The 18,891-nt window shown below is 71.2% G+C and carries 18 protein-coding genes; 7 read left to right on the top strand and 11 right to left on the bottom strand.

Annotation, left to right across the window (positions count from 1 at the left end):
- Window positions 1-240: 240 nt before the first annotated feature.
- The 6 genes from ABZ857_RS02000 to ABZ857_RS02025 form a co-directional block, all read right to left on the bottom strand.
- A complete protein-coding gene (locus tag ABZ857_RS02000; protein WP_357035955.1) occupies window positions 241-708 on the bottom strand; it encodes a hypothetical protein in 468 nt (155 codons plus the stop codon).
- A gap of 251 nt (window positions 709-959) precedes the next feature.
- Window positions 960-1,646 carry a neutral zinc metallopeptidase gene (locus ABZ857_RS02005; RefSeq protein ID WP_357035959.1) on the bottom strand — a complete coding sequence of 229 codons (687 nt, stop codon included), beginning with the start codon at window positions 1,644-1,646 and terminating at the stop codon, window positions 960-962.
- 59 nt (window positions 1,647-1,705) lie between these two features.
- Complete coding sequence (locus tag ABZ857_RS02010) at window positions 1,706-3,166, bottom strand: glutamate-cysteine ligase family protein (protein ID WP_357035962.1); 1,461 nt, start codon at window positions 3,164-3,166, stop codon at window positions 1,706-1,708.
- Between the two features lie 57 nt (window positions 3,167-3,223).
- The gene (locus ABZ857_RS02015) at window positions 3,224-3,862 is read right to left on the bottom strand and encodes a response regulator transcription factor (protein ID WP_193207064.1); all 639 of its coding nucleotides are present in this window, start codon (window positions 3,860-3,862) and stop codon (window positions 3,224-3,226) included.
- The gene (locus ABZ857_RS02020) at window positions 3,859-5,043 is read right to left on the bottom strand and encodes a PspC domain-containing protein (RefSeq protein WP_357035965.1); all 1,185 of its coding nucleotides are present in this window, start codon (window positions 5,041-5,043) and stop codon (window positions 3,859-3,861) included. Before ABZ857_RS02020 ends, ABZ857_RS02015 begins: the two co-directional genes overlap by 4 nt.
- 361 nt (window positions 5,044-5,404) lie before the next feature.
- Entirely contained in the window at window positions 5,405-6,115 is a 711-nt protein-coding gene (locus ABZ857_RS02025; protein WP_357035968.1) for a nitroreductase, read from the bottom strand.
- A gap of 103 nt (window positions 6,116-6,218) precedes the next feature.
- Between ABZ857_RS02025 and ABZ857_RS02030 the strand changes: the two genes are divergently transcribed.
- A complete protein-coding gene (locus tag ABZ857_RS02030) occupies window positions 6,219-6,830 on the top strand; it encodes a helix-turn-helix domain-containing protein (protein WP_357035971.1) in 612 nt (203 codons plus the stop codon).
- 170 nt (window positions 6,831-7,000) lie between these two features.
- On the opposite strand, the gene ABZ857_RS02035 is transcribed toward ABZ857_RS02030, so the two are convergent.
- Window positions 7,001-7,189: a hypothetical protein gene (locus ABZ857_RS02035; RefSeq protein ID WP_357035973.1), complete on the bottom strand. Its 189-nt coding sequence runs from the start codon at window positions 7,187-7,189 to the stop codon at window positions 7,001-7,003.
- 685 nt (window positions 7,190-7,874) lie between these two features.
- Here ABZ857_RS02035 and ABZ857_RS02040 point away from each other — a divergent pair.
- From ABZ857_RS02040 to ABZ857_RS02065, 6 genes are all read left to right on the top strand, one after another.
- A complete protein-coding gene (locus tag ABZ857_RS02040) occupies window positions 7,875-9,929 on the top strand; it encodes a PspC domain-containing protein (protein ID WP_357035976.1) in 2,055 nt (684 codons plus the stop codon).
- Window positions 9,919-10,125: a hypothetical protein gene (locus ABZ857_RS02045; RefSeq protein ID WP_357035979.1), complete on the top strand. Its 207-nt coding sequence runs from the start codon at window positions 9,919-9,921 to the stop codon at window positions 10,123-10,125. The genes ABZ857_RS02040 and ABZ857_RS02045 overlap by 11 nt, the downstream gene beginning before the upstream one ends.
- Window positions 10,126-10,250: 125 nt before the next feature.
- A complete protein-coding gene (locus ABZ857_RS02050) occupies window positions 10,251-10,787 on the top strand; it encodes a PadR family transcriptional regulator (RefSeq protein WP_357035982.1) in 537 nt (178 codons plus the stop codon).
- A 56-nt stretch (window positions 10,788-10,843) separates the two neighbouring features.
- Window positions 10,844-11,524: an ABC transporter ATP-binding protein gene (locus tag ABZ857_RS02055; protein ID WP_357036229.1), complete on the top strand. Its 681-nt coding sequence runs from the start codon at window positions 10,844-10,846 to the stop codon at window positions 11,522-11,524.
- Window positions 11,521-14,160 (top strand): FtsX-like permease family protein, encoded by a 2,640-nt coding sequence (locus ABZ857_RS02060; protein WP_357035985.1) that lies wholly within the window; start codon window positions 11,521-11,523, stop codon window positions 14,158-14,160. The genes ABZ857_RS02055 and ABZ857_RS02060 overlap by 4 nt, the downstream gene beginning before the upstream one ends.
- Window positions 14,157-14,819 carry a hypothetical protein gene (locus tag ABZ857_RS02065; RefSeq protein WP_357035988.1) on the top strand — a complete coding sequence of 221 codons (663 nt, stop codon included), beginning with the start codon at window positions 14,157-14,159 and terminating at the stop codon, window positions 14,817-14,819. Before ABZ857_RS02060 ends, ABZ857_RS02065 begins: the two co-directional genes overlap by 4 nt.
- Here the strand turns inward: ABZ857_RS02065 and ABZ857_RS02070 are convergent.
- From ABZ857_RS02070 to ABZ857_RS02085, 4 genes are read right to left on the bottom strand one after another with little or no spacing between them, the layout of a single operon-like run.
- The gene (locus ABZ857_RS02070; protein ID WP_357035991.1) at window positions 14,803-15,642 is read right to left on the bottom strand and encodes a TIM barrel protein; all 840 of its coding nucleotides are present in this window, start codon (window positions 15,640-15,642) and stop codon (window positions 14,803-14,805) included. The genes ABZ857_RS02065 and ABZ857_RS02070 overlap by 17 nt on opposite strands.
- Window positions 15,639-16,472, bottom strand: a complete 834-nt coding sequence (locus tag ABZ857_RS02075; protein ID WP_357035994.1) for a carbohydrate ABC transporter permease — start codon at window positions 16,470-16,472, stop codon at window positions 15,639-15,641. The genes ABZ857_RS02070 and ABZ857_RS02075 overlap by 4 nt, the downstream gene beginning before the upstream one ends.
- On the bottom strand, window positions 16,469-17,356 hold the full coding sequence (locus ABZ857_RS02080; RefSeq protein ID WP_357035996.1) for a sugar ABC transporter permease: 888 nt from the start codon (window positions 17,354-17,356) through the stop codon (window positions 16,469-16,471). The genes ABZ857_RS02075 and ABZ857_RS02080 overlap by 4 nt, the downstream gene beginning before the upstream one ends.
- 14 nt (window positions 17,357-17,370) lie before the next feature.
- A complete protein-coding gene (locus ABZ857_RS02085) occupies window positions 17,371-18,696 on the bottom strand; it encodes an ABC transporter substrate-binding protein (RefSeq protein ID WP_357035999.1) in 1,326 nt (441 codons plus the stop codon).
- Between the last annotated feature and the right edge of the window lie 195 nt (window positions 18,697-18,891).

Below are 18,891 nucleotides of genomic sequence, written 5' to 3' on the forward strand. Positions count from 1 at the left end.
CCATGCTCCCATCACCCCCGGAGCGTACGAGGGCCCGGCAGTCACAAAGCCGGCGGCGGGGTGAACGGGAGGAGCCTCTTGTACGGCACCCGTGCCGTGACCACGTGCGTATTCGTCCGGGCGGCCCCCGCCCCCAAGCAGCAGGGGTCCGCTGCGGCGACAGCGGACCCCTCGAAACCCTTGATACGCGCCCGAGCCACCTGCCAGATCCGGCTTACGGGCCGGCTGCCCCGCGGAGGGCTACCACCAGGGAGTGCACCTCGTGGTTCCGCCGACGATCTGCCCGCAGGCGCGGAACCAGTAACCATCCTTCGAACTCGTCTTCTGGGCCGCGCTCGTGTTCGTCAGGCCGTCCGCCTGAACCGTGAAGGGACCGCACTGCAGCCAGCCGCCGTTTGTGGCGGTCGTGGTCCAGTCCATCCAGACCTTGTCGCCCTTCTTCGTGGTGCCCCTGATAATGGCCCATCCGCGCTGGACACCGCTGATCGAGCCGTAGTGCAGTTGCGCCTTTCTCCCACCGCCGAGGTCGACGCTGTAAGCGACCGTTCCGGTCTTGTTGTAGGGGATGTCCACGAAACCGTTGGCGCCGTTGACGCACTCGGAAACAGCGGCATTGGCGGGAGCTGCCGCGAAAACGCCTGTCAATGTGCCGGCGGCGAAAGCCCCGGCAGCGGCGGCAACCGACAGAGACCTACGGATGGATCGCATCTTTCCCCTCTCAGGAATTCTTCGACGGCGGTGCGCCGACAGCCGGGCGCAGCACGCGGATGCTGAACACGACTTCGGCTGAGACAGGCGATTCGTTCCTATCTCCGAGATCAATGAGATGTCCCATAAGGGGCTAACCGCAACGCCTTTCAGTCCTGGCCGAAAGGGTTCGCCGAAGACTCCGGCGGCACGGGTCCGGTCCGGGTCGAAACCCGGTCAGAGCCGCCTGTTGCCGCCTGACGCCCGCACCCTCAGCAGGCACCGACCCCTTCGGTGTAGCCGTGGGCGAAGTACTGCCGGCGCTGTTCCGGGGTGCCGTGGGCGTCCGGCGCCAGCCACATGTCGGTGGGGTCGCCCGCCGCCTGGAGGTTGGCGAGCAGTTCCTCCTCGTCGCCCTGCTCCGTGCCCAGCACTCCCACGCGGATCAGGCCGCTCAGCGCGGCGCCGGCGTAGCAGTCGGCCTGGAGCTCCCGCTCCACGTTGAACCGGAAGTCCTCGACGAGCTGGGCCTGCACGGCATGCCCCAGTTCGTGCGGGATCACGACATAGACCGCGCCGTCGCCCATCTGGTCGTACATCGCCTTCAGCCAGGCCGCGTCATACGCGATGAAATGGCCGTACGGACAGTAGAAGGCGTTCTCGGGCACGGCCGGCTGCCCGCCGCAGTCGGGGCCGTCGTTTCCCCGGTAGGCCACGAAGCGGGTGATCGGACGGTAGGTCCCGCCGCTCTCCCGGAAGCGGCGCGACCAGAACCACTCGGTGAGGCACCGGGCCAGCTTGACGTCGCCGGGGAAGTCGTCGCCGGTGCCCTCGCACGGCGTGCCCCGGGACGCCGCGTCCCCCGGCTGCGCCCGGTCGGGCGGGGAGCCGGTGAGCGTGCCGCAGGAGGCGACCAGCACCGCCAGGAGCAGGAGCACGGCGAGTGTTCGGCGGGTCATTTCCGTGTGAATACCCATTTGGACGGCAAAGATTTGCGCCGTCGCCGAACTCGGGAGCTTCACATGGTCCAGGTGTGGACGGGCTCGTTGGTGTGCATGTGCTGCAGGTAGCGGAGGGTCATGCGGCGCAGCGCCTCGTGGTCGCCGCCGAACGCGCGGGCCGTCCTGACCTGCCAGTCCGCCCCCGTACGGCCGGTCACGCAGCGCCGCTCGATGATGCCGAGCAGCCGGTCGCGCTGGACCGGGTCGACCTCCCACAGGTGAAGCCCGTGGTAGGCCATGGGCAGCAGCCTGCGCAGGATCAGTTCGGCGGCGGGCACCTCGCCCAGGCCCGGCCAGTAGAGGCGGGCGTCGAGCCCGTGCCGCGCGGCGTTGCGGAGGTTGTCCTCGGCCGCGGCGAAGGACATGCGCGTCCAGACGGGCCGCTCGGCCGCCGGGAGCACGCCCATGAGCCCGTAGTAGAACGCGGCGTTGGCGGCGATGTCGGCCACCGTCGGCCCGGCGGGCAGTACGCGGTTTTCCACCCGCAGGTGGGGGACGCCGTCCGAGACGTCGTAGACCGGCCGGTTCCAGCGGTAGACGGTGCCGTTGTGCAGCCGCAGTTCGTGCAGCTCGGGCACCCCGCCCTCGTCGAGGACCCGCCTCGGGTCCTCCTCGTCGCACAGGGGCAGCAACGCGGGGAAGTAGCGGACATTCTCCTCGAACAGGTCGAAGACCGACGTGATCCACCGCTCGCCGAACCACACGCGCGGCCGCACGCCCTGGGCCTTCAGCTCCTCGGGCCGGGTGTCGGTGGCCTGCTCGAACAGGCTGATCCTGGTCTCACGCCACAGCTCCTTGCCGAACAGGAACGGCGAGTTGGCCGCGACCGCGACCTGCGGACCGGCGATGACCTGGGCCGCGTTCCAGTGGTCGGCGAACGTCTCGGGGCTGACCTGCAGGTGGAGCTGCACGCTCGTGCACGCCGCCTCGGGGGTGATGCTGTCGGCGTAGGTGTCGAGCCGGTCCACCCCCTCGATCATGATGTGCAGGTCCTCGCCCCGGGCGGCGAAGATCTGCTCGTTCAGCAGTTTGTAGCGGGGGTTGGCCGACAGCGTTCCCTCGCTGACGTCGGTCTCACGCAGCGTCGGCAGGATGCCGACCAGCATGAGCTGCCCGCCGACGCGCGCCGCGCGCTCCTGCGCCCGGTTGAGGCGCAGCCGTACGGACTCCTCCAGCAGGCGGCTGCCCTCGCCGGACAGCACCTGCGGCGGGATGTTGATCTCGACGTTGAACTGGCCCAGCTCCGTCGCCCAGTCGGGCTCCGCGATGGCGGCCAGGACCTCGGCGTTCTTCATCGCCGGCTCGCCCCGGGAGTCGACCAGGTTCAGCTCGATCTCCAGGCCCATCTGGGGCCGGTCGAACCCGAACCGCGACTCCCGCAGCATCTCGGCCAGGACGTCCAGCGACAGCTTCACCTTGTCCCGGTAGCGACGACGGTCCTCCCGGGTGAAGGAGACGGAGGGTACGTCACGGCCCATGCACTGAGCGTCGCATGCCGACAGGCGATCGCACCAGACGGATCCACACAGACGGGGTCAGACCAGACGTCTGGCGGTGGCCCAGCGCGACAGCTCGTGCCGGTTGGACAGCTGCAGCTTGCGCAGCACGCTCGACACGTGCGTCTCGACCGTCTTCACCGAGATGAACAGCTCCTTGGCGATCTCCTTGTAGGCGTAACCCCGCGCGATCAGCCGCAGCACCTCGCGCTCCCGCTGGGTGAGCGAGTCGAGCTCCGGGTCGATGGGCGGGGCCTCCGTCGAGGCGAACGCGTCGAGCACGAACCCGGCCAGCCGCGGCGAGAACACCGCGTCGCCCTCGGACACCCGGATGATCGCGTCGGTCAGCTCGGCGCCGCTGATCGTCTTGGTCACGTAGCCCCGGGCGCCGCCCCGGATGACCCCGATCACGTCCTCTGCCGCGTCCGACACCGACAGCGCGAGGAAGCGCACCTGGGAGCCCGAGCCGAGCACGCGCCGCAGCACCTCCTGGCCGCCGCCGCCCGGCATGTGCACGTCGAGCAGCACCACGTCGGGCTGCAGCTCGCCGATCGCCGTCACCGCCGACTCCACGTCCTCGGCCTCGCCGACCACCTGGATCGACGGCCCCAGCTCGGCCCGTACGCCGGACCGGAACAGCCGGTGGTCGTCGACGATCAGCACGCGTACGGTCTTCATGGCTCCCTCTTCATGGTCAGCATGACCTCGGTTCCGTCGCCGGGCTCGGTCCTGACCCGGGCGCTTCCCCCGTTGCGCTCCATCCTGCCGATGATCGACTGGCGGATGCCCATCCGGTCGCCGGGGACGTCGTCGAGCACGAAGCCCTTCCCCCGGTCCCGGACGAACACCGTCACCTCGTCGGGCTCGACCTCGGCGTAGACGGAGACGACCGGAGCCCCACTGTATTTGCACGCGTTGACCATCGCCTGCCGGGCGGCGTGCAACAGGGCCACCATGCCTTCGTCCAGCTCGCAGTCGCCCACGCAGACGACCTCGATCTGCACGCCGTGGGCGTCCTCCTCCTCGGCCGCGACCCGCCGTACGGCCGCGGCGAGGGTGGCGTCGGCGTCCTGCTTGGGCTGGTAGAGCCAGTTGCGCAGCTCCCGCTCCTGCGACCGGGCGAGCCTGGCGACCTCCCGCGCGTCGTGGGCGTTGCGCTGGATAAGGGTCAGCGTGTGCAGCACCGAGTCGTGGACGTGGGCGGCCACCTCTGCCCGCTCCTCCTGCCTGATGCGCTCGGTGCGCTCCCGCTGGAGCTCCTTCACGAGCGAGGCAAGCCAGGGCGCGGCGATCATCAGCATGCCGCCGACGACGACCGCGGTGAACACGAGCCCGGTCCTGGCCTTGGCCAGCTCGCCGCTCGCGGCCAGGAAGCCGATCGCGCCCACGACGACGAGCAGCGCGCCGATGCCGGTGCGCACCCAGGTCGTGCTGACCTGCTTGACCGCGCCGGACATCCACCGCTGCCGCCGTCCCGGGTCGGCCTGCTGCCACAGGATCAGCGCGCCGATGCCGCCGACCGCGATCGGCCACGTGCCGAACCCGCCGCTGGAGGCGCCCGTCATCCACGCGAAGCCCGCCAGCGCCAGCCACAGCACGCCGTACGCGGCGAGCTGGCCCCACTCGCGGGCCGGCTCGCGGCCCTTCACCTCCTCCTTGGGAGTGAACATCCACAGCGCGGCGTACGCCACGACGCCCAGCCCGTCGACGACGGTGAGCAGCACGAACGCGAGGCGCAGCACGACGGGGTCGAGCCGCAGCTGGGCGGCGGCACCCTGCGCGACGCCCGCGACCACCCGGCCCGAGGCGGGCCGGACCATCCGGGGATACGCCGCGGGGGCGTTAGGCATCTCAGACATCTCGGGAAGCATCGTCACACGTCACAGACCATGAGCGCATCAGGGCATGCCCTGACGCCGCCCCTGAGGGGTCGGGGACGAGTCAGGGTAGTTAACGGCGAGGCGCTCCTGGTGCCTACTCGCAAGCGCGAGATTCGCCGGCGGAACGCTCCGCGTTCGCAGGATTACGGACACTGTCGGATCACGCCACCGGTCGGGCATCTGGAACCCGCTCACACGGCAGGATTCGCGGCACGCCCTGATCCTGGACCGGCACGGGCCCTGCTCAAGGAGTGGGCGCAGTCGGATGCCTACGGTTCTGTCTCTCCCGAGCGAATGGATGACCGTGCGGTACCCGGTCGAGGCGGTACGACCCGCAGGATCATGGCCGGTCGCCGGGGTGCCGGCCGTGGAAGGCCGTGGTCGTCTCGAGCGCGGCCCGCCGGGTGGTGACCTGGTTGACCGGCGCGCTCTCGTCGGCGTAGCCGAAGGAGATGCCCACAAGCAGTTTTCCCGTGGTGATGCCGAGTTCGCCGCGGATGGTGTCGGCGTAGAAGCTCAGCAGCCCTTGAGGGCAGCTGTCCACGCCGTAGGCGGTCATCGCCAGCAGCAGCGTCTGCATGTAGGCGCCGACGTCGGCGGCCAGCCGTGGCCCGCCGTCGCCGGTGACGAACAGGAACGCCACGTGCGGCGCGCCGTAGAAGCGCAGGCTCTGGGCGTCGTAGGCGGCCCGCGCCGCGTGGTCGTCGAGACCGATGCCCAGCGCGCCGTAGAGCTCGGCGCCGAACTCCGCCCGCCGGGCCTGGTGCACCTGTGAGTACATGTCCTCCGTGTACGGGAAGTCGACCGAGACGCGCTGCTCGGCGTGGGCCCTGGGCAGGGCGTCCGCCAGTCGGTCACGTACCGCGCCGCTGGCCACCTCCACCTGCCATGGCTGGGCGTTGGAGTTGGACGGCGCGGCGCCGGCCAGGGAGAAGATGGCGCGCATCGTCTCCTCGGGTACGGCTTGCGGCCGGAACGCGCGTGTGGCACGACGTCCGCGGATCAGCTTCTCGGCTTGGCTGCTCAGGTCGATGGTCTGCGACCTGCTCATGGGGCACTCCTCCACGACGACTTAGGTAAACGGAATCGTTTACCTCCTGGCGTGAAGTTACCACCACGCCGGAGTGAAGTAAACGCAGGCGTACACTTAGTCCATGCTGACGGCCACGACACCTCGACGGCAGGGGCGCGGCGGACGGGAACGCATCCTGGCCGCCGCCGCCCGGTTGTTCGCGACCCAGGGGATCAACGCGACCGGCATGGAGCAGATCGCGGACGAGGCCCCGGTGTCCAAACGCACGCTGTACGCGCACTTCCGGACCAAGGACGATCTGGTGATCGCCCACCTGCAAGACCTCGCCTCATCGGGCAGAACCCTGGAGAGCGTGCTGACCCGCGAGGACCTTTCCCCGCGCGAGCGGATCCTGTGGCTGTTCGACCTGCCCGCAGCGGACGCCGCCCCGGTACGCGGGTGCCCGTTCATCGATGCCGCGGCGGAGTTCCCCGACCCCGACAGCGTGGTCCACGCCTACGCCCGCGAGCAGAAACTGCGGATGGCGCGGCTGGTCACCGCGCTGCTGACCGAGCTGGGCTGCCGCGAGCCCGCCGCCCTCGCCGAGCAACTGGTCACCCTCGCGGACGGGGCCGCCAGCCGCGCCATGGTGCTGGGCGAGGCCGACTACGGTCGGCACGCACGGGCCGCCGCGGAGATCCTCCTCCTGCACAGCCTGCCGGAACCAGCCGACGGGGCGGCACATGTGCTCTGAACGAGCCGCCTCACCCACCAGGCCAGCCCCGGGCACGTGTGGCCACGCTGGTCGTCGCTACCTTTGATCCGAATCGCGCCCCATCCTCTTGTTCCAGGTCTCCCCAACGTCGGGCCAGTCGGCCACCGGGGGCAGGTTGGGAGCCGGATCCTCGCTGCCGTCGTAGTGCTTTATGTCGCCTGCGACGCGTAGACGTGGCTGACTGAGACGCAGAGCTCTATGGCGAGTTCACGTAGTGCCACCACCGCATTGAAGCGGACGTCAGCCTCGTCATCGAGGGCGGCGTCCCTGACCTGGCGCCACATGGCATCCGCGTACCGCCACAACGCGTGCCGGGCACGGTACTGCACCTCGCTCATTCGGGGTCAACGCGAGAAGCGCGGCTTCGTCCAATTCGCTGAGGGCGTTCGCCAACTCCATCACGTTCTGCTCGTGGCGGCTGGAGTTCTCCCACTCAGCGCCTTCCGCCGTCATGACAGGACCGTACCTCTGTGCTGGCTGGGCGCTGGTCCAACCTAACCGTCACGATCATCATGGCCGCCCGGCGCCGCCCGGCGCGATGAGACCTTCGCCTCGTCATCGCCCGGCCCGCAGCACCACGGCGAGCGGCAGCATCAGGTCACCGCAGACCACTGCCGCACGGGCCCGGCCGCTGAATCCGCCCCAGCGGGCTGCCCGGCGCACCCGGCACCTGCGCTCGGGTCACCTCCGCCGGGGACGACACCATCGTCCGCGAGCCGGGGATCGGCGGCAGCGCGTACGCCTGGCAAACGAAGGTGAGCCAGGGGTTCGCAGGGCGGGAGCGACTGCGCCGCTTCGAGGATCTCGACGGTTGTACACGCGCATTCGACTGGCATGCCAGGTCCACCCCGGGAGAAGGCCGCCTCCACTTCCGGCTGGTAGCTGAGGACCGCACGGCCAGGATCGCCTACATAGGTCTCAAGCTCGGCATCCGAGAGCCCTGACGCCGCCCCTGAGGGGTCGGGGACGAGTCAGGGGTTCCCCCGATGGCAGGGGGGCGGCGGGCGAGGCCAGGATGGGACCATGACCGAGGCACCACCGACCCCCGCTCCCGACCCCGCCGGCACGCCCGAGCCCGAGAAGGCGCTGAGCCGCTCCCGGGACGGACGCGTGATCACGGGCGTCTGCGCGGGTCTCGGCAGGTTCACAGGCATGGACCCCGTGCTCTTCCGGGTCGGATTCGCGGTGCTGGTCCTCGCCTCCGGCATCGGCATCATGCTGTACGTCGCGGCGTTCCTGCTGATGCGCCGGCCGGACGGCGGCCCCGGCCACCTGGAGCAGTGGACCCGGCGGCTGTTCGACGCCGAGACCGTGCTCGCGCTGCTGGCCGCGGTCTTCGCGTTCGGCCTGATCATCAACGTCGCCTCCGGGGGGATCAACCGCGGCACGATCGTGGTCGGCACCCTGCTGGCCATCGTGCTGATGGCCGCCCACGCGCGCGGCGTCGACCTGCTGACGATGGCCAAGTCGATGCCCGAGCGGGCGACCGGACGGCGCGGCATGACCCGGGCCACCCCGAACTTCGCGCCGTTCACGCCCTTCACTCGGCCTGCCGCCCAGGAGCCGTACGTGCCCGGGCCGTACGGGGCGGCGGCCGGGGCCTCCGGAGCGGGAGCGCCGCCGGCGGAGACCCCGCTCCAGGAGACCCCGCTCCAGGAGACACCGGCGCCGCAGGGGGCCGCCGAGCAGGCGCCCGCGCCGGACGCCGCGGCCACCGGCCCGGCCGCCCCCGGCACGACCGTGGACAGAGCCGTGGACAGAGCCGCGGACAGAGCCGCGGACGACACCGCGATCCACGACACGATCATCCAGGACCCGGTAGCGACGAAGGACACGGCGGCAAAGGACACGGCGGCAAAGGACACGGCCGCGAAGGGCACGGCCGTGGACGACACGCTCGTCCAGGAGGCCGTCGCCGAGGACGCGGCGGCACCGGCCGGGCGGGCCGTCGGCGACCCGCCGACCCGGCCCTTCGAATCCGTCGCCCGCCTGGCCGCGGAGCCCGCTCCCGGCCCGAACACCCCCGACCCGAACACCCCCTGCCCGCACATCCCCGGCCCGAACACCCGCGACTCGCGGACCCCGGCCCAGAACACCCCGGCCCCGAACACCTCGGCCCCGAACACCCCGGGACCGGAGGTTTACGGGGCGCCGGCCGGCTGGGCCCCCGGCGCGCCGGGGCCCTCCGTCTCCGCGCCTCCGGCCGGAGACGGCTACCGGCGGCTGTCCGACCTGGCCCGTGAGGCGCGCGCGGGCGCGTACGGCCGCAGCGGCGCCCAGGACCCCGGGCACGGCATGCGAGGATACGGTGCCGGAGGGCATGGATACGGAGCCGGAGAGCCCTTCGCCCCCCACGGCCCCTACACGCGACGGGAGCCGTACCAGCAGCCCTACGGTGCGCCCTACCCGCCGAGCCCCTACGCCCCGCCCACGCCGCCGCCTCCGCGGCCCGCGAAGCCCAAGCGTCCCAGGTCGTTCGTCGGCGGCCTCACCATCTGCCTCGCCCTGATCGTTGGAGGGATCATGGTCACCATGCAGCGGACCGGCTCCGGCTCGGTCGGCCTGCCGGTCGTCGGCGGGGCCGTCCTCGTCACGATCGGAGCGGGCCTGCTGGTCGCGGCGTGGTTCGGCCGCGGCGCGGCGCTGATCGCCACCGGGACGATCGTGGCCCTCGTGCTGGTGGGAAGCTCGACGGTGAACGGCATTCCCCGCAAGGTCGGCAGCTTCGTCTGGCACCCCGTCGGCTCCGTCCGGTCGCCCGGCACCTACGAGCTGGGCATCGGCGAAGGCAAGCTCGACCTGAGCGACGTGACGCTCAAGCCGGGCGGCCGGGTCAGGTTCGACGCCTCGGTGTCGCTGGGACAGCTCACGGTGATCGTCCCGGCGACCGCCCGCGTGGAGGTGCATGGCTCCGCCAAGCTGGGCGAGGTGAAGATCGACCACAAGGTCGAGGACGGCAGCGACGTGCAGTTCGACCGCGTCCTGGAGCCGGAGACACCCGTCGAGGGCGACGCGCCGACGATCGAGCTGCACGTCAAGGCCGGGTTCGGCGACGTGGAGGTGCGCCGTGCGGCCTGAGTCGCGGCCCGAGCGCCCGCGCCGGGCGCACCGTACGGACTGGATGTCGCTGCTGTGCGGCCTGCTGTTCATCGGCATGGGCATCCGCTACCTGACCGGACCCGACCCCGACGCCGTCATCATGGCGCCCGTCCTCGTCGGAGGCCTGGGCTTCGCGGCCTTCGTCGCCATCCTCGCCAAGGCCATCCGCCGCTGATCCGCTGATCTAGTCACGGCCGGTGCCGCTCCGTGCGGCGCCGGCCTTCCGTCTTTTCCGGGTTTTTCCGGGTTTTCCGGGCGAACCGCTGCGGGAAGCATACTCAGTATGCATACTGAGTATTCATGTCGGTACGACACGGCCTGCTCGCCCTGCTGAGCCGGGGCCCGCGCTACGGCTACCAGCTCAGGGCCGAGTTCGAGGCGTCCACGGCGACGACCTGGCCACTGAACATCGGGCAGGTCTACACGACGCTGTCCCGCCTCGAACGGGACGGCCTGGTGTCCCGCGACGACCAGAGCGAACAGGACGAGCAGGGCCGGGTCCGCTACGCCATCACCCCCGAAGGCCGCGACGAGCTCGACCGGTGGTTCGCCAAACCCGTCTCCCGGGCCGACCGGCCCCGCGACGAGCTCGTCATCAAGCTCGCGATGGCGGTCACCACGCCCGGCGTGGACGTGGCGGCGGTGATCCGGGCCCAGCGGTCCGCGACGATGCGGGGCCTGCAGGAGCTCACCCGCGCCCTGCGGAGCCTCGACGCGTCCGCCGAGACCGCACAGCGCCTGGTCGTCGACTCGATGATCTTCCATGCCGAGGCCGAGCAACGCTGGCTCGACCACTGCGAGGCCGTCCTCGCCCGTCCCTCCGAGGAGATTCCGTGACCGAAAACCGACCTCCGGACCGGTTACCCGCACCGGACGGCGCGCCGGTCGTGCGCATGACCGCCGTCGTACGCGTCCACGGCGAGGGGGCGGGGGCCGTCCACGCGCTGCGGGGCGTCAGCCTGGACGTCGGCGCCGGGGAGCTGGTCGCTGTCATGGGCCCGTCCGGGTCCGGCAAGTCCACCCTGCTCAACCTCGCCGGCGGGCTGGACCGCCCGACGGAGGGGTCGGTGACGCTCGAAGGCCGCGAGCTGCGGGATCTGTCCCTCAAGCAACTGGCCGCGATGCGCCGCAGGAGCGCCGGCTACGTCTTCCAGGACCTCAACCTCATCCCGTCGCTGACCGTCGCCGAGAACGTCGCGCTGCCGCGCGAGCTGGACGGCGTCCGTACGGCGAAGGCCAGGCGGGAGGCCATGGCGGTGCTGGAGGAGGTCGGGCTCGCCGACCTGGGCGACCGGTACCCCGACGACCTGTCGGGCGGCCAGCGCCAGCGGGCCGCCATCGCCCGTGCGCTGGTCGGGGAACGGCGACTGCTCCTGGCGGACGAGCCGACGGGCGCGCTCGACACCCGCGCGGGCGACGAGATCATCCAGGTGCTCCGGCAGCGTGCCGACGCGGGGGCCGCCGTGCTGCTGGTCACGCACGAGCCGCGCTACGCCGCCTGGGCCGACCGGGTCGTCTTCCTCAAGGACGGGCGGATCACCGAGTCCGCCGACCGGATGGAGACCGCCCGATGAAGGGTGTCAGGGCCGCGTTGCGGATCTCCCGCCGCAACGCCCGGCGGTCGAAGGGGCGCAGCGCGCTGATCCTCGCGATGATCGCCCTGCCGGTCACCCTCGTCACCTTCGCGCTGACCGCCGTCGCCACCGTGAACGCGGGAAGCGACGCCCAGCTGCGCTACCCGCTCGGCCGGGCCGACGCGCTCGTGATGGGCGCCCGCGGGTGGCACTCCTTCACCCAGAACGCCGTTGGCGAGAACATCCCCGGCGGCGACGGGAGCACACCGTTGACCGAGGCGGAGATCGCGACCCGCCTCGACCCCGGCAGCCGGGCGATCCCGGTGTCCCAGGCGTACGTTCGCTACGTCACACCCCAGGGCTACGAGTCGGGGTTTCTGCGCCAGGTGGACCTGCGCGACCCGCTCTCCCGCGGCACCTTCCGGCTGACAGAGGGCAGGCTGCCCGCCGCTCCCGGTGAGGCCGTCGTGTCGGCCCGGCGGGGCGGCCCGGACCTGGCCCCGGGCGTGACCCTCTTCACCGCCGGTGAACGGCGGCCGCTGCGCGTCGTCGGCGTCGTCCTTCTCGCCCCGGCGGGTAACCCGCCTGACCTGGTCGTGTTTCCCGGCAGTCTGCCGGACGCCGTGTTCGGGCCGGTGGACCCCGGGTTGGTCACGCGAGGCTGGCTCGTGGCCGCACCGCACCCGGTCACGTGGCCCGACGTGTGGCGGCTCAACGAACGCGGCCTGCTCGTCCTCAGCAAGGCGGTCGCCGAGCAGTCCCCGCCGCGGTTTCCCATGACGGCCTGGACCGATACGAGGAGCTTCCTGGAGGCGGTCCCCTGGATCGGGATGGCGCTGCTGCAGGTCGTCCTCTCGGCCGGGCCGGCCTTCGCCATCGGCCGGCGGCGCAGGGCCTCGGAGTTCGCGCTGGTCGCCGTGCAGGGCGGATCACCCGCACAGCTGCGCGCGATCGCACTGGCCGACGGCCTGCTCTTCGGCGTCGCGGCCACGGGGATGGGGGTGGCGCTCGGCATCGGCGTCGCGGCACTGGCGATGCCGGGGCTGGAGGTTTTCGGGGGGGCCTTGGCCGGTCCGTTCACCGTGCCCTGGGCGACGGTCGGGCCGCTCACGGCGCTGGGCGTCGTCGCCGGGCTGCTGGCCGCCCTCGCCCCCGCCGTCGCGGCGAGCCGTACGGACGCCACGGCGGTGCTGTCGGGCAGGCGCGAACGCCGCCGCGACCGGGCCGGCAGGCCGCTGCTGGGAGCGGCGCTCGTGGCCGTGGGCGTCGCGGGAGCCGCCATGACCGCCCGGCGCGACACCGCCTGGATCGCGGCCGCGGCACTGTGCATCCAGCTGGGACTGGTGGCGGTGGTGCCCACGGTCGTCACCGTGGCGGGACGGCTCGCCGCCCGGCTCCCCCTGCCGCTCCGGTTCGCCGCCAGGGACGCCGCACGCAACAGGGGCCGTACGGCGCCCGCCGTCGCCGCCGTGATGACCGCGGTCACGGCGCTCACCGCGCTCGGCGTGGTGATGGAGAGCCGGATCGCACAGGAGCAGGCCACCAACCTGTACTTCCCGCGGTCCCCTCTCGGCACGTTGACGATCAGCGGGCCGGACCTCACTCCCCAGCTGTGGGAACGGGTCCGCGCCGCCGTCCGGGCGGAACTGCCGGCCGGGGTGCCGCTGATCGAGGCGCGGACCCTCGCCACGACCTCGGGCGTGCCGCTCAGCGTGAGCATGCCGCTCGCGAACACCGAAGCGTTTCGCCGATGGCATTTGATCGAGGATCTCGGCGGCACCGGCGGTCTCTTCGTCTCCGACGACGAGCGACTGCTCCGTTATGTCCTCGGGCGCGAGGATCCGGCGGCGGTCGCGGCGCTCCGCGGCGGCAAAGCCGTCGTGCTGGACCCCGCCGCCGTCGAACAGGGCCACATCCGCCTCGACGTGTGGCCCGGCAGCGGGCTGGGCACCGGTGACAGGGCTCCGCTCACCCTGCCCGCGGTGGGCGTACGGGCGGCCGAGGGGCAGGGCTGGGCTCGGGCGGTCGTCTCGCCGGAGACGGTCGAGAAGAAGGGGTATCGGACCGCCCCGGCGATGCTCCTGGTCGATCCCGCCGGCTTCCGGACTCCTAAGGCGACGGCCGATCGGATCGCCGCCGAGGTGGAGGCGATCAGCGCCAAGGCGGAGGTACGGCTCGAGACACCACCCGGCCCGGGCGATCAGCTGCCGTTGGTGGTGCTGGGCATCGCCGCGGCCGTGCTCGTGCTGGGGATGACGTTCGTCGCCACCATGCTGGCCGCCGCGGAGGCGCGCCCGGACCTGGAGACCATGTCCGCCGTGGGCGCGGCGCCGCGCGTGAAGCGGGCGATCGTCGGCGGGCAGGCCCTGGTGATCGCGCTGCTGGGCTCGGTCATGGGGGTGCTCGCGGGCTTCGCCCCCGGCATCGCGGCCGCCCGGCCCTCCGCGGGCGAGACCGTGAACATCCTGGGCCCCGACGGCTTGACGATGACCACGGCACAGGCCGATGTGCCGGTGTTCGCGATCCCCTGGGCGCTCGTCGGCCTGCTCGTCGTGGTGCTCCCCCTGCTGGCCGCGCTCGGCGGCGCCGCGTTCACGCGGTCGCGCCTGCCACTCCCCGGGCGGAGGGCGACGTGACGGTTACCGCGAGAAGCAGCGACGTCTGGGCGAAGATCCTGGTGAGCGCGCCGGCGATCGGAGCGGCATTCGGCGCGGCGACCTCCCTGGTGAACGCGCTCTCCGACAGCTTCGCCGACCTCGAAGGCCGTGCCTACACCACCGGCGGGTGGTCGGTCGCGGAGATCATGAGCGTGCTGCTCGACTCCGGCTGGGCGTGGGCGGGTCTGGCGGTGGCGGTGGGGTGGCTGGTCACCCGCGCCGGGAAGAGCCGTCCCGCGGCACCGGCGCGGGGTGGTGCCGCCGGCGCGCTGGCCCTGCTCGCCGCCACGGCCGCCTACAGCATCGTGGACACCATCCGCAGTGGCGGGTGCGCGTGGGAATGGTACGCGTCGGAACCACCCCTGTGGTACATCGCCGCTGTCATTTTCGGAGCGCCCCTGGGCGCCGTCGGCGCATGCGTCAGGCGACCGGGAGCGATCGGTCTGCTCGCGAGACTGACCGTGCCGGTCGGCGCCGCCGTTCAGATGGTCGTGCTCCCGCCCGGCAGGAACGAGGTGGTCCAGACCATGGGGAAGACGATCGTGTGGACGGCGGCCGCCGCGGCCATCGGCTTCATCGTCGCCCGCTTCCTCACGGAGCGACGCCGGCGTTCTCCGGCGGCTACGGAGTCGCCGTGACGGCGGCCCGTACGGCCGACAGGCAGCGTTCCACGACGGGCCGGGGGGCGAAGGCGTAGGTGCCGTCGCCGAACAGCTCGAATGTCATGAACCCGGCATAACCGCGGCGGGACAAGGCGGCGAGATAGTCGGCCAGCGGCAGCTCCCCGTCGCCCCACGCCAGGTGCCCGGCCGGGCGGCCGTCGATGAGGTGCACGTGGCGGACCCGGTCGCCGAGCGCGTCGAAGTAGTCGTCCACGCTCTCCCCGGCGACCGCCATGCCCACGGTGTCGAGCACGGCGGCGAGGTTCGGCGCGCCGACCTCGTCCAGCATCCGGGCGAGCGCCCGCGAGTCGTTGAGCAGGTTCGACTCCACCCGCTGGAGCGGTTCGAGCACGCAGGTCACCCCGAAACCCTCGGCGTACCCGGCGATCTCGGCGAGCGCGTCGGCGGACCTGCGCCAGGCGGCCTCCACCGGCTCGTCCTCGTATCCCCGGCCCGGTGTGAGCAGGAGCAACTCGGCGCCGAGCTCCGCGCACAGCTCCGCCGCCCGGCGGAACATCGCGATGCTGGAGGCGCGCAGCCGCGTGTCGGCCGAGGCGATGTTGACCGGGTAGGCCACCTGCTCGGGCGTGAGGCAGCGCACCCGCAGGCCGCGCGAGGCGGCCCGGCGGCGTACGGCGCGGGCCTCGGCGTCGCTCACCTGCGGCACGTGGAAGTGGGGGGCGATCCCCCACAGCTCCAGTTCCTCGCGGCCGAGGTCGGCGGCGTCGTCGAGGAACCGCTCGAACGGCAGGTGCTGGTAGGAGAAGTTCGATCCGGTGATGAGGGGCATGGGGCTCATTTTCCGACTCCGTCCGCGAGTCCCTTGACGATGTAACGCTGCCCGGCGAAGAACAGCAGCACGACCGGGAAGGCGGCGATCGCCATGCCGGCGAAGACGACGGGAAACTCGGTGCCGTGCTTGCTCATGAGGCTCATCAGGCCGACGGGGAGGGTCTGCACCCCCGCGCCGCTGGTGAAGACCATCGCGAACAGGTACTCGTTCCAGGCGAACAGGATGTGCAGCAGCACGGTCGAGGTGATGATCGGCTTGCACATGGGCAGGATGATCCGCCAGAAGGCGGTCCACCGGCCGCAGCCGTCCATCTCGGCCGCCTCGTCCACCTCCCGCGGCAGGTCGAGCATGTACGCCCGGATGAGGAAGGTGGTGAACGGCACCCGGAAGGCCGTGTAGAGGATGAGCAGCGCCCAGAAGCTGTTGTACAGGCCCATGGACTGGAACATCTTCACCAGCGGTACGAGCGCCACGCTCGGGGCGAGCATCAGGCCGCCGAGGATGATCCCGGTGGTCAGCTTGGAGAACGGGATGTTCACCCGGGTGAGGCCGTACGCGGCCCACGCGCTGACGAACACGGTCGCGACCGTCGAGGTCACGGTGACCAGCACGCTCGTGGTGAGGTAGTTGCTCACCCCGCGGTTCCAGGCCTTCTGGTAGCTGTCGAAGCTCCAGTGGGAGGGCAGCGAGAAGGGGTTCCCGAAGATCTCGCCGTTGGTCTTGAACCCGTTGAGCACCATCCACAGCAGCGGATAGACCACCACCGCCGCGAGGCAGAGCAGGAACGCCCACAGGAACAGCCGGGTGATCACCCCCAGGAAGCCGATGCGACTCACCACTCCACCCTTCTCCTGCGCGCGACCCACAGTTGCGCGACGGCGATGCCGAGCGTGATCACGAAGATGACGGTCGCGATCGCGGCGGCGTAGCCGAAGTCGTTGCGGACGAAGCCGCTGCGGTAGAGCCAGGTCCCCAGCACCTGGGTCGAGTTGTCGGGCCCGCCGCTGGTCATCACCATGACCTCGTTGAACACCTGGAACGCCCCCGAGATCGTGACCATCGACATCACGCCGGTCATCTCTCGCACCAGGGGAACGGTCACGTGGAAGAAGCGGCGGACCGGGCCGGTGCCGTCGAGGGCCGCGGCCTGGTAGATCTCGCGGGGGATCCGCTGGATGGCGACGGCGAACAGCAGCGTGGAGTAGCCGAAGCCCTGCCACTGGCTCATCGCGATGATCGCCGACATGGCCGTGCTCTCCTCGCCCAGCCACGAGTGGCTGAGCCCGCCGAGGCCGACCGCCTGCAGCAGGTGGTTGAGCAGGCCGAGGTCGGGCTCGTAGATGAAGTAGAAGAGCAGGCCGGCGACGGTCAGCGAGATCGCGGAGGGGATGAAGTAGATCGCCCGCAGGACGCGCTGCCACCGCTCGCCGCGCACGCCTTCGATGAGCGCGGCCAGCACGAGCGCGCCGAACACCTGGAACACGATCGACACCACGGCGTACAGCACGTTGTTGCCGAGCGACCGCCAGAAGACCGGGTCCTCGACGAGCTTGGTGTAGTTGGCGAGGCCGACGTACTCCTGGCTGCCGCTGTAGATGTCCCACTTGAGCGTGCTGAACCCGAGGTTCTCGGCCAGCGGGAAGTAGACGAACACCCCGACCAGCACGAGGGCGGGAACGACCCACGCGAGCCCGAGCGCCCGTTTGCCGATGGTGCGCACCTGCTCTCCTCCGGCTACTTCGCCGACGCCGAGGCCTGGCGGACGCTGTCGAGCACCTGCTGGGGGGTCTTGCCGCCGGTGATCAGCGCCTCGCCGCCGGACAGCCAGGCGTCGGCGACGTCGGGCACGGTGACGGTGTCGAGCCAGGCGGCCAGCTTCGGCGCCTTGTTGACCAGCCCGACGCCCTCGTAGACCGCCTTGCTGGAGGTCTCGGGCGTGACGGCCCCGATGACCGTGCTGGGCTGGCCGTACGGCGGGGACGACAGGGTCTTGGCGTTCTCCACGCTCGTGACGAACTTCATGAAGTCGACGGCGAGCGGGATGCGCGGCGAGGCGGCGTTGACCAGATATCCCTCGGGCGCGCCCTCGATCACCGCGGGGTCGCCCTTCGCCCCCTGCGGCGCGGGCAGCTGGAAGATGCCGAAGTCGTCCGTGGGGAGCTTGCCCTTGGCCGTCTCGTTGTCGAACTCCAGGATCTCCTGGTAGTACATGGCCGCCTTGCCGTCGGCGAACTTCTCCTGCGCCGAGCTGTACAGCACGCCGTTGGTGCCGCTCTTGGTGTCGGTGCAGGTGTCGACGAGGGTCTTGAACCGGGTCAGCGCGGTGACGTAGCCCGGGTCGTCCAGCTTCGCCGTCGCGGGCTTGAGGTCGGCCTGCAGCGTGTCCCAGGGCACGTCGTAGGCGAACATCTGCTGCAGGTAGTGCAGGGCCGGCCAGCCGTCCTTGTTGCCGAACGCGATCGGCTCGTATCCCGCCTTGCGCAGCGGGCCGCAGGCGGCGATCAGGTCCTCGAACGTGGCGGGCACCTTCACCCCCGCCTTGGCGAACGCGGCCTTGTTGTAGCCCATGAACTTGCCGTTGCCGTACAGCGGGATCCCGTAGTACTTGCCGTCGTAGGCGAAGGCCGACAGCGCCCCCTCGCTGAAGGTCTTCCCCCACTCCGTGCCGGGTCCGATGATCTTGGTCAGGTCGGCCGCGCGGCCGCCGCGGACGAAGTTCTCCGCCCAGTTGCCGGTCCAGGTGAAGTAGACGTCCGGCAGGGCGTTCGACGCGGTCAGCGTCTTGGTCTTGTCCTTGATGCTCTGGTCGGTCTCCTGGATGAGCTGGACCTTCACCCCGGGGTGGAGCTTCTCGTACTCGGCGGCCAGGTTCTCGAAGTACGGCTCCAGCGGCTCTCCGGCGAACTTGGTGAGGACGCTCAGGGTGCCCGAGTAGTCGGGGGCGGCGGTCACGTCGGCCGCGGGAGCCTTGTCCGCCTGCCCGCCGCCGGTGCAACCGGCGAGGGCGAGCACCGACATCCCGGCGAGTGCCGCGAACGTCGTCAGTGCGCGAGGGCGCATGGGCTGCCTTTCTCTCTGGTCTCTCTGGGGGCTGGTCCATCTGGGTGGAGTGAGGACCGCCGGTGCCGGGGCCCTGAAATGCCGGGCCCCTGGCATGCCGGGGCCCTGGGATCCGCCGGGACGCGCCCCCGGCACGACCCGCCTGGTGTGGGGTGACTGTACAGAGCATCTGATACCGGTACCAGTACTTGTTTC

The organism is Microbispora sp. NPDC046933 (assembly GCF_040644635.1).
Classification (GTDB): Bacteria; Actinomycetota; Actinomycetes; order Streptosporangiales; family Streptosporangiaceae; genus Microbispora.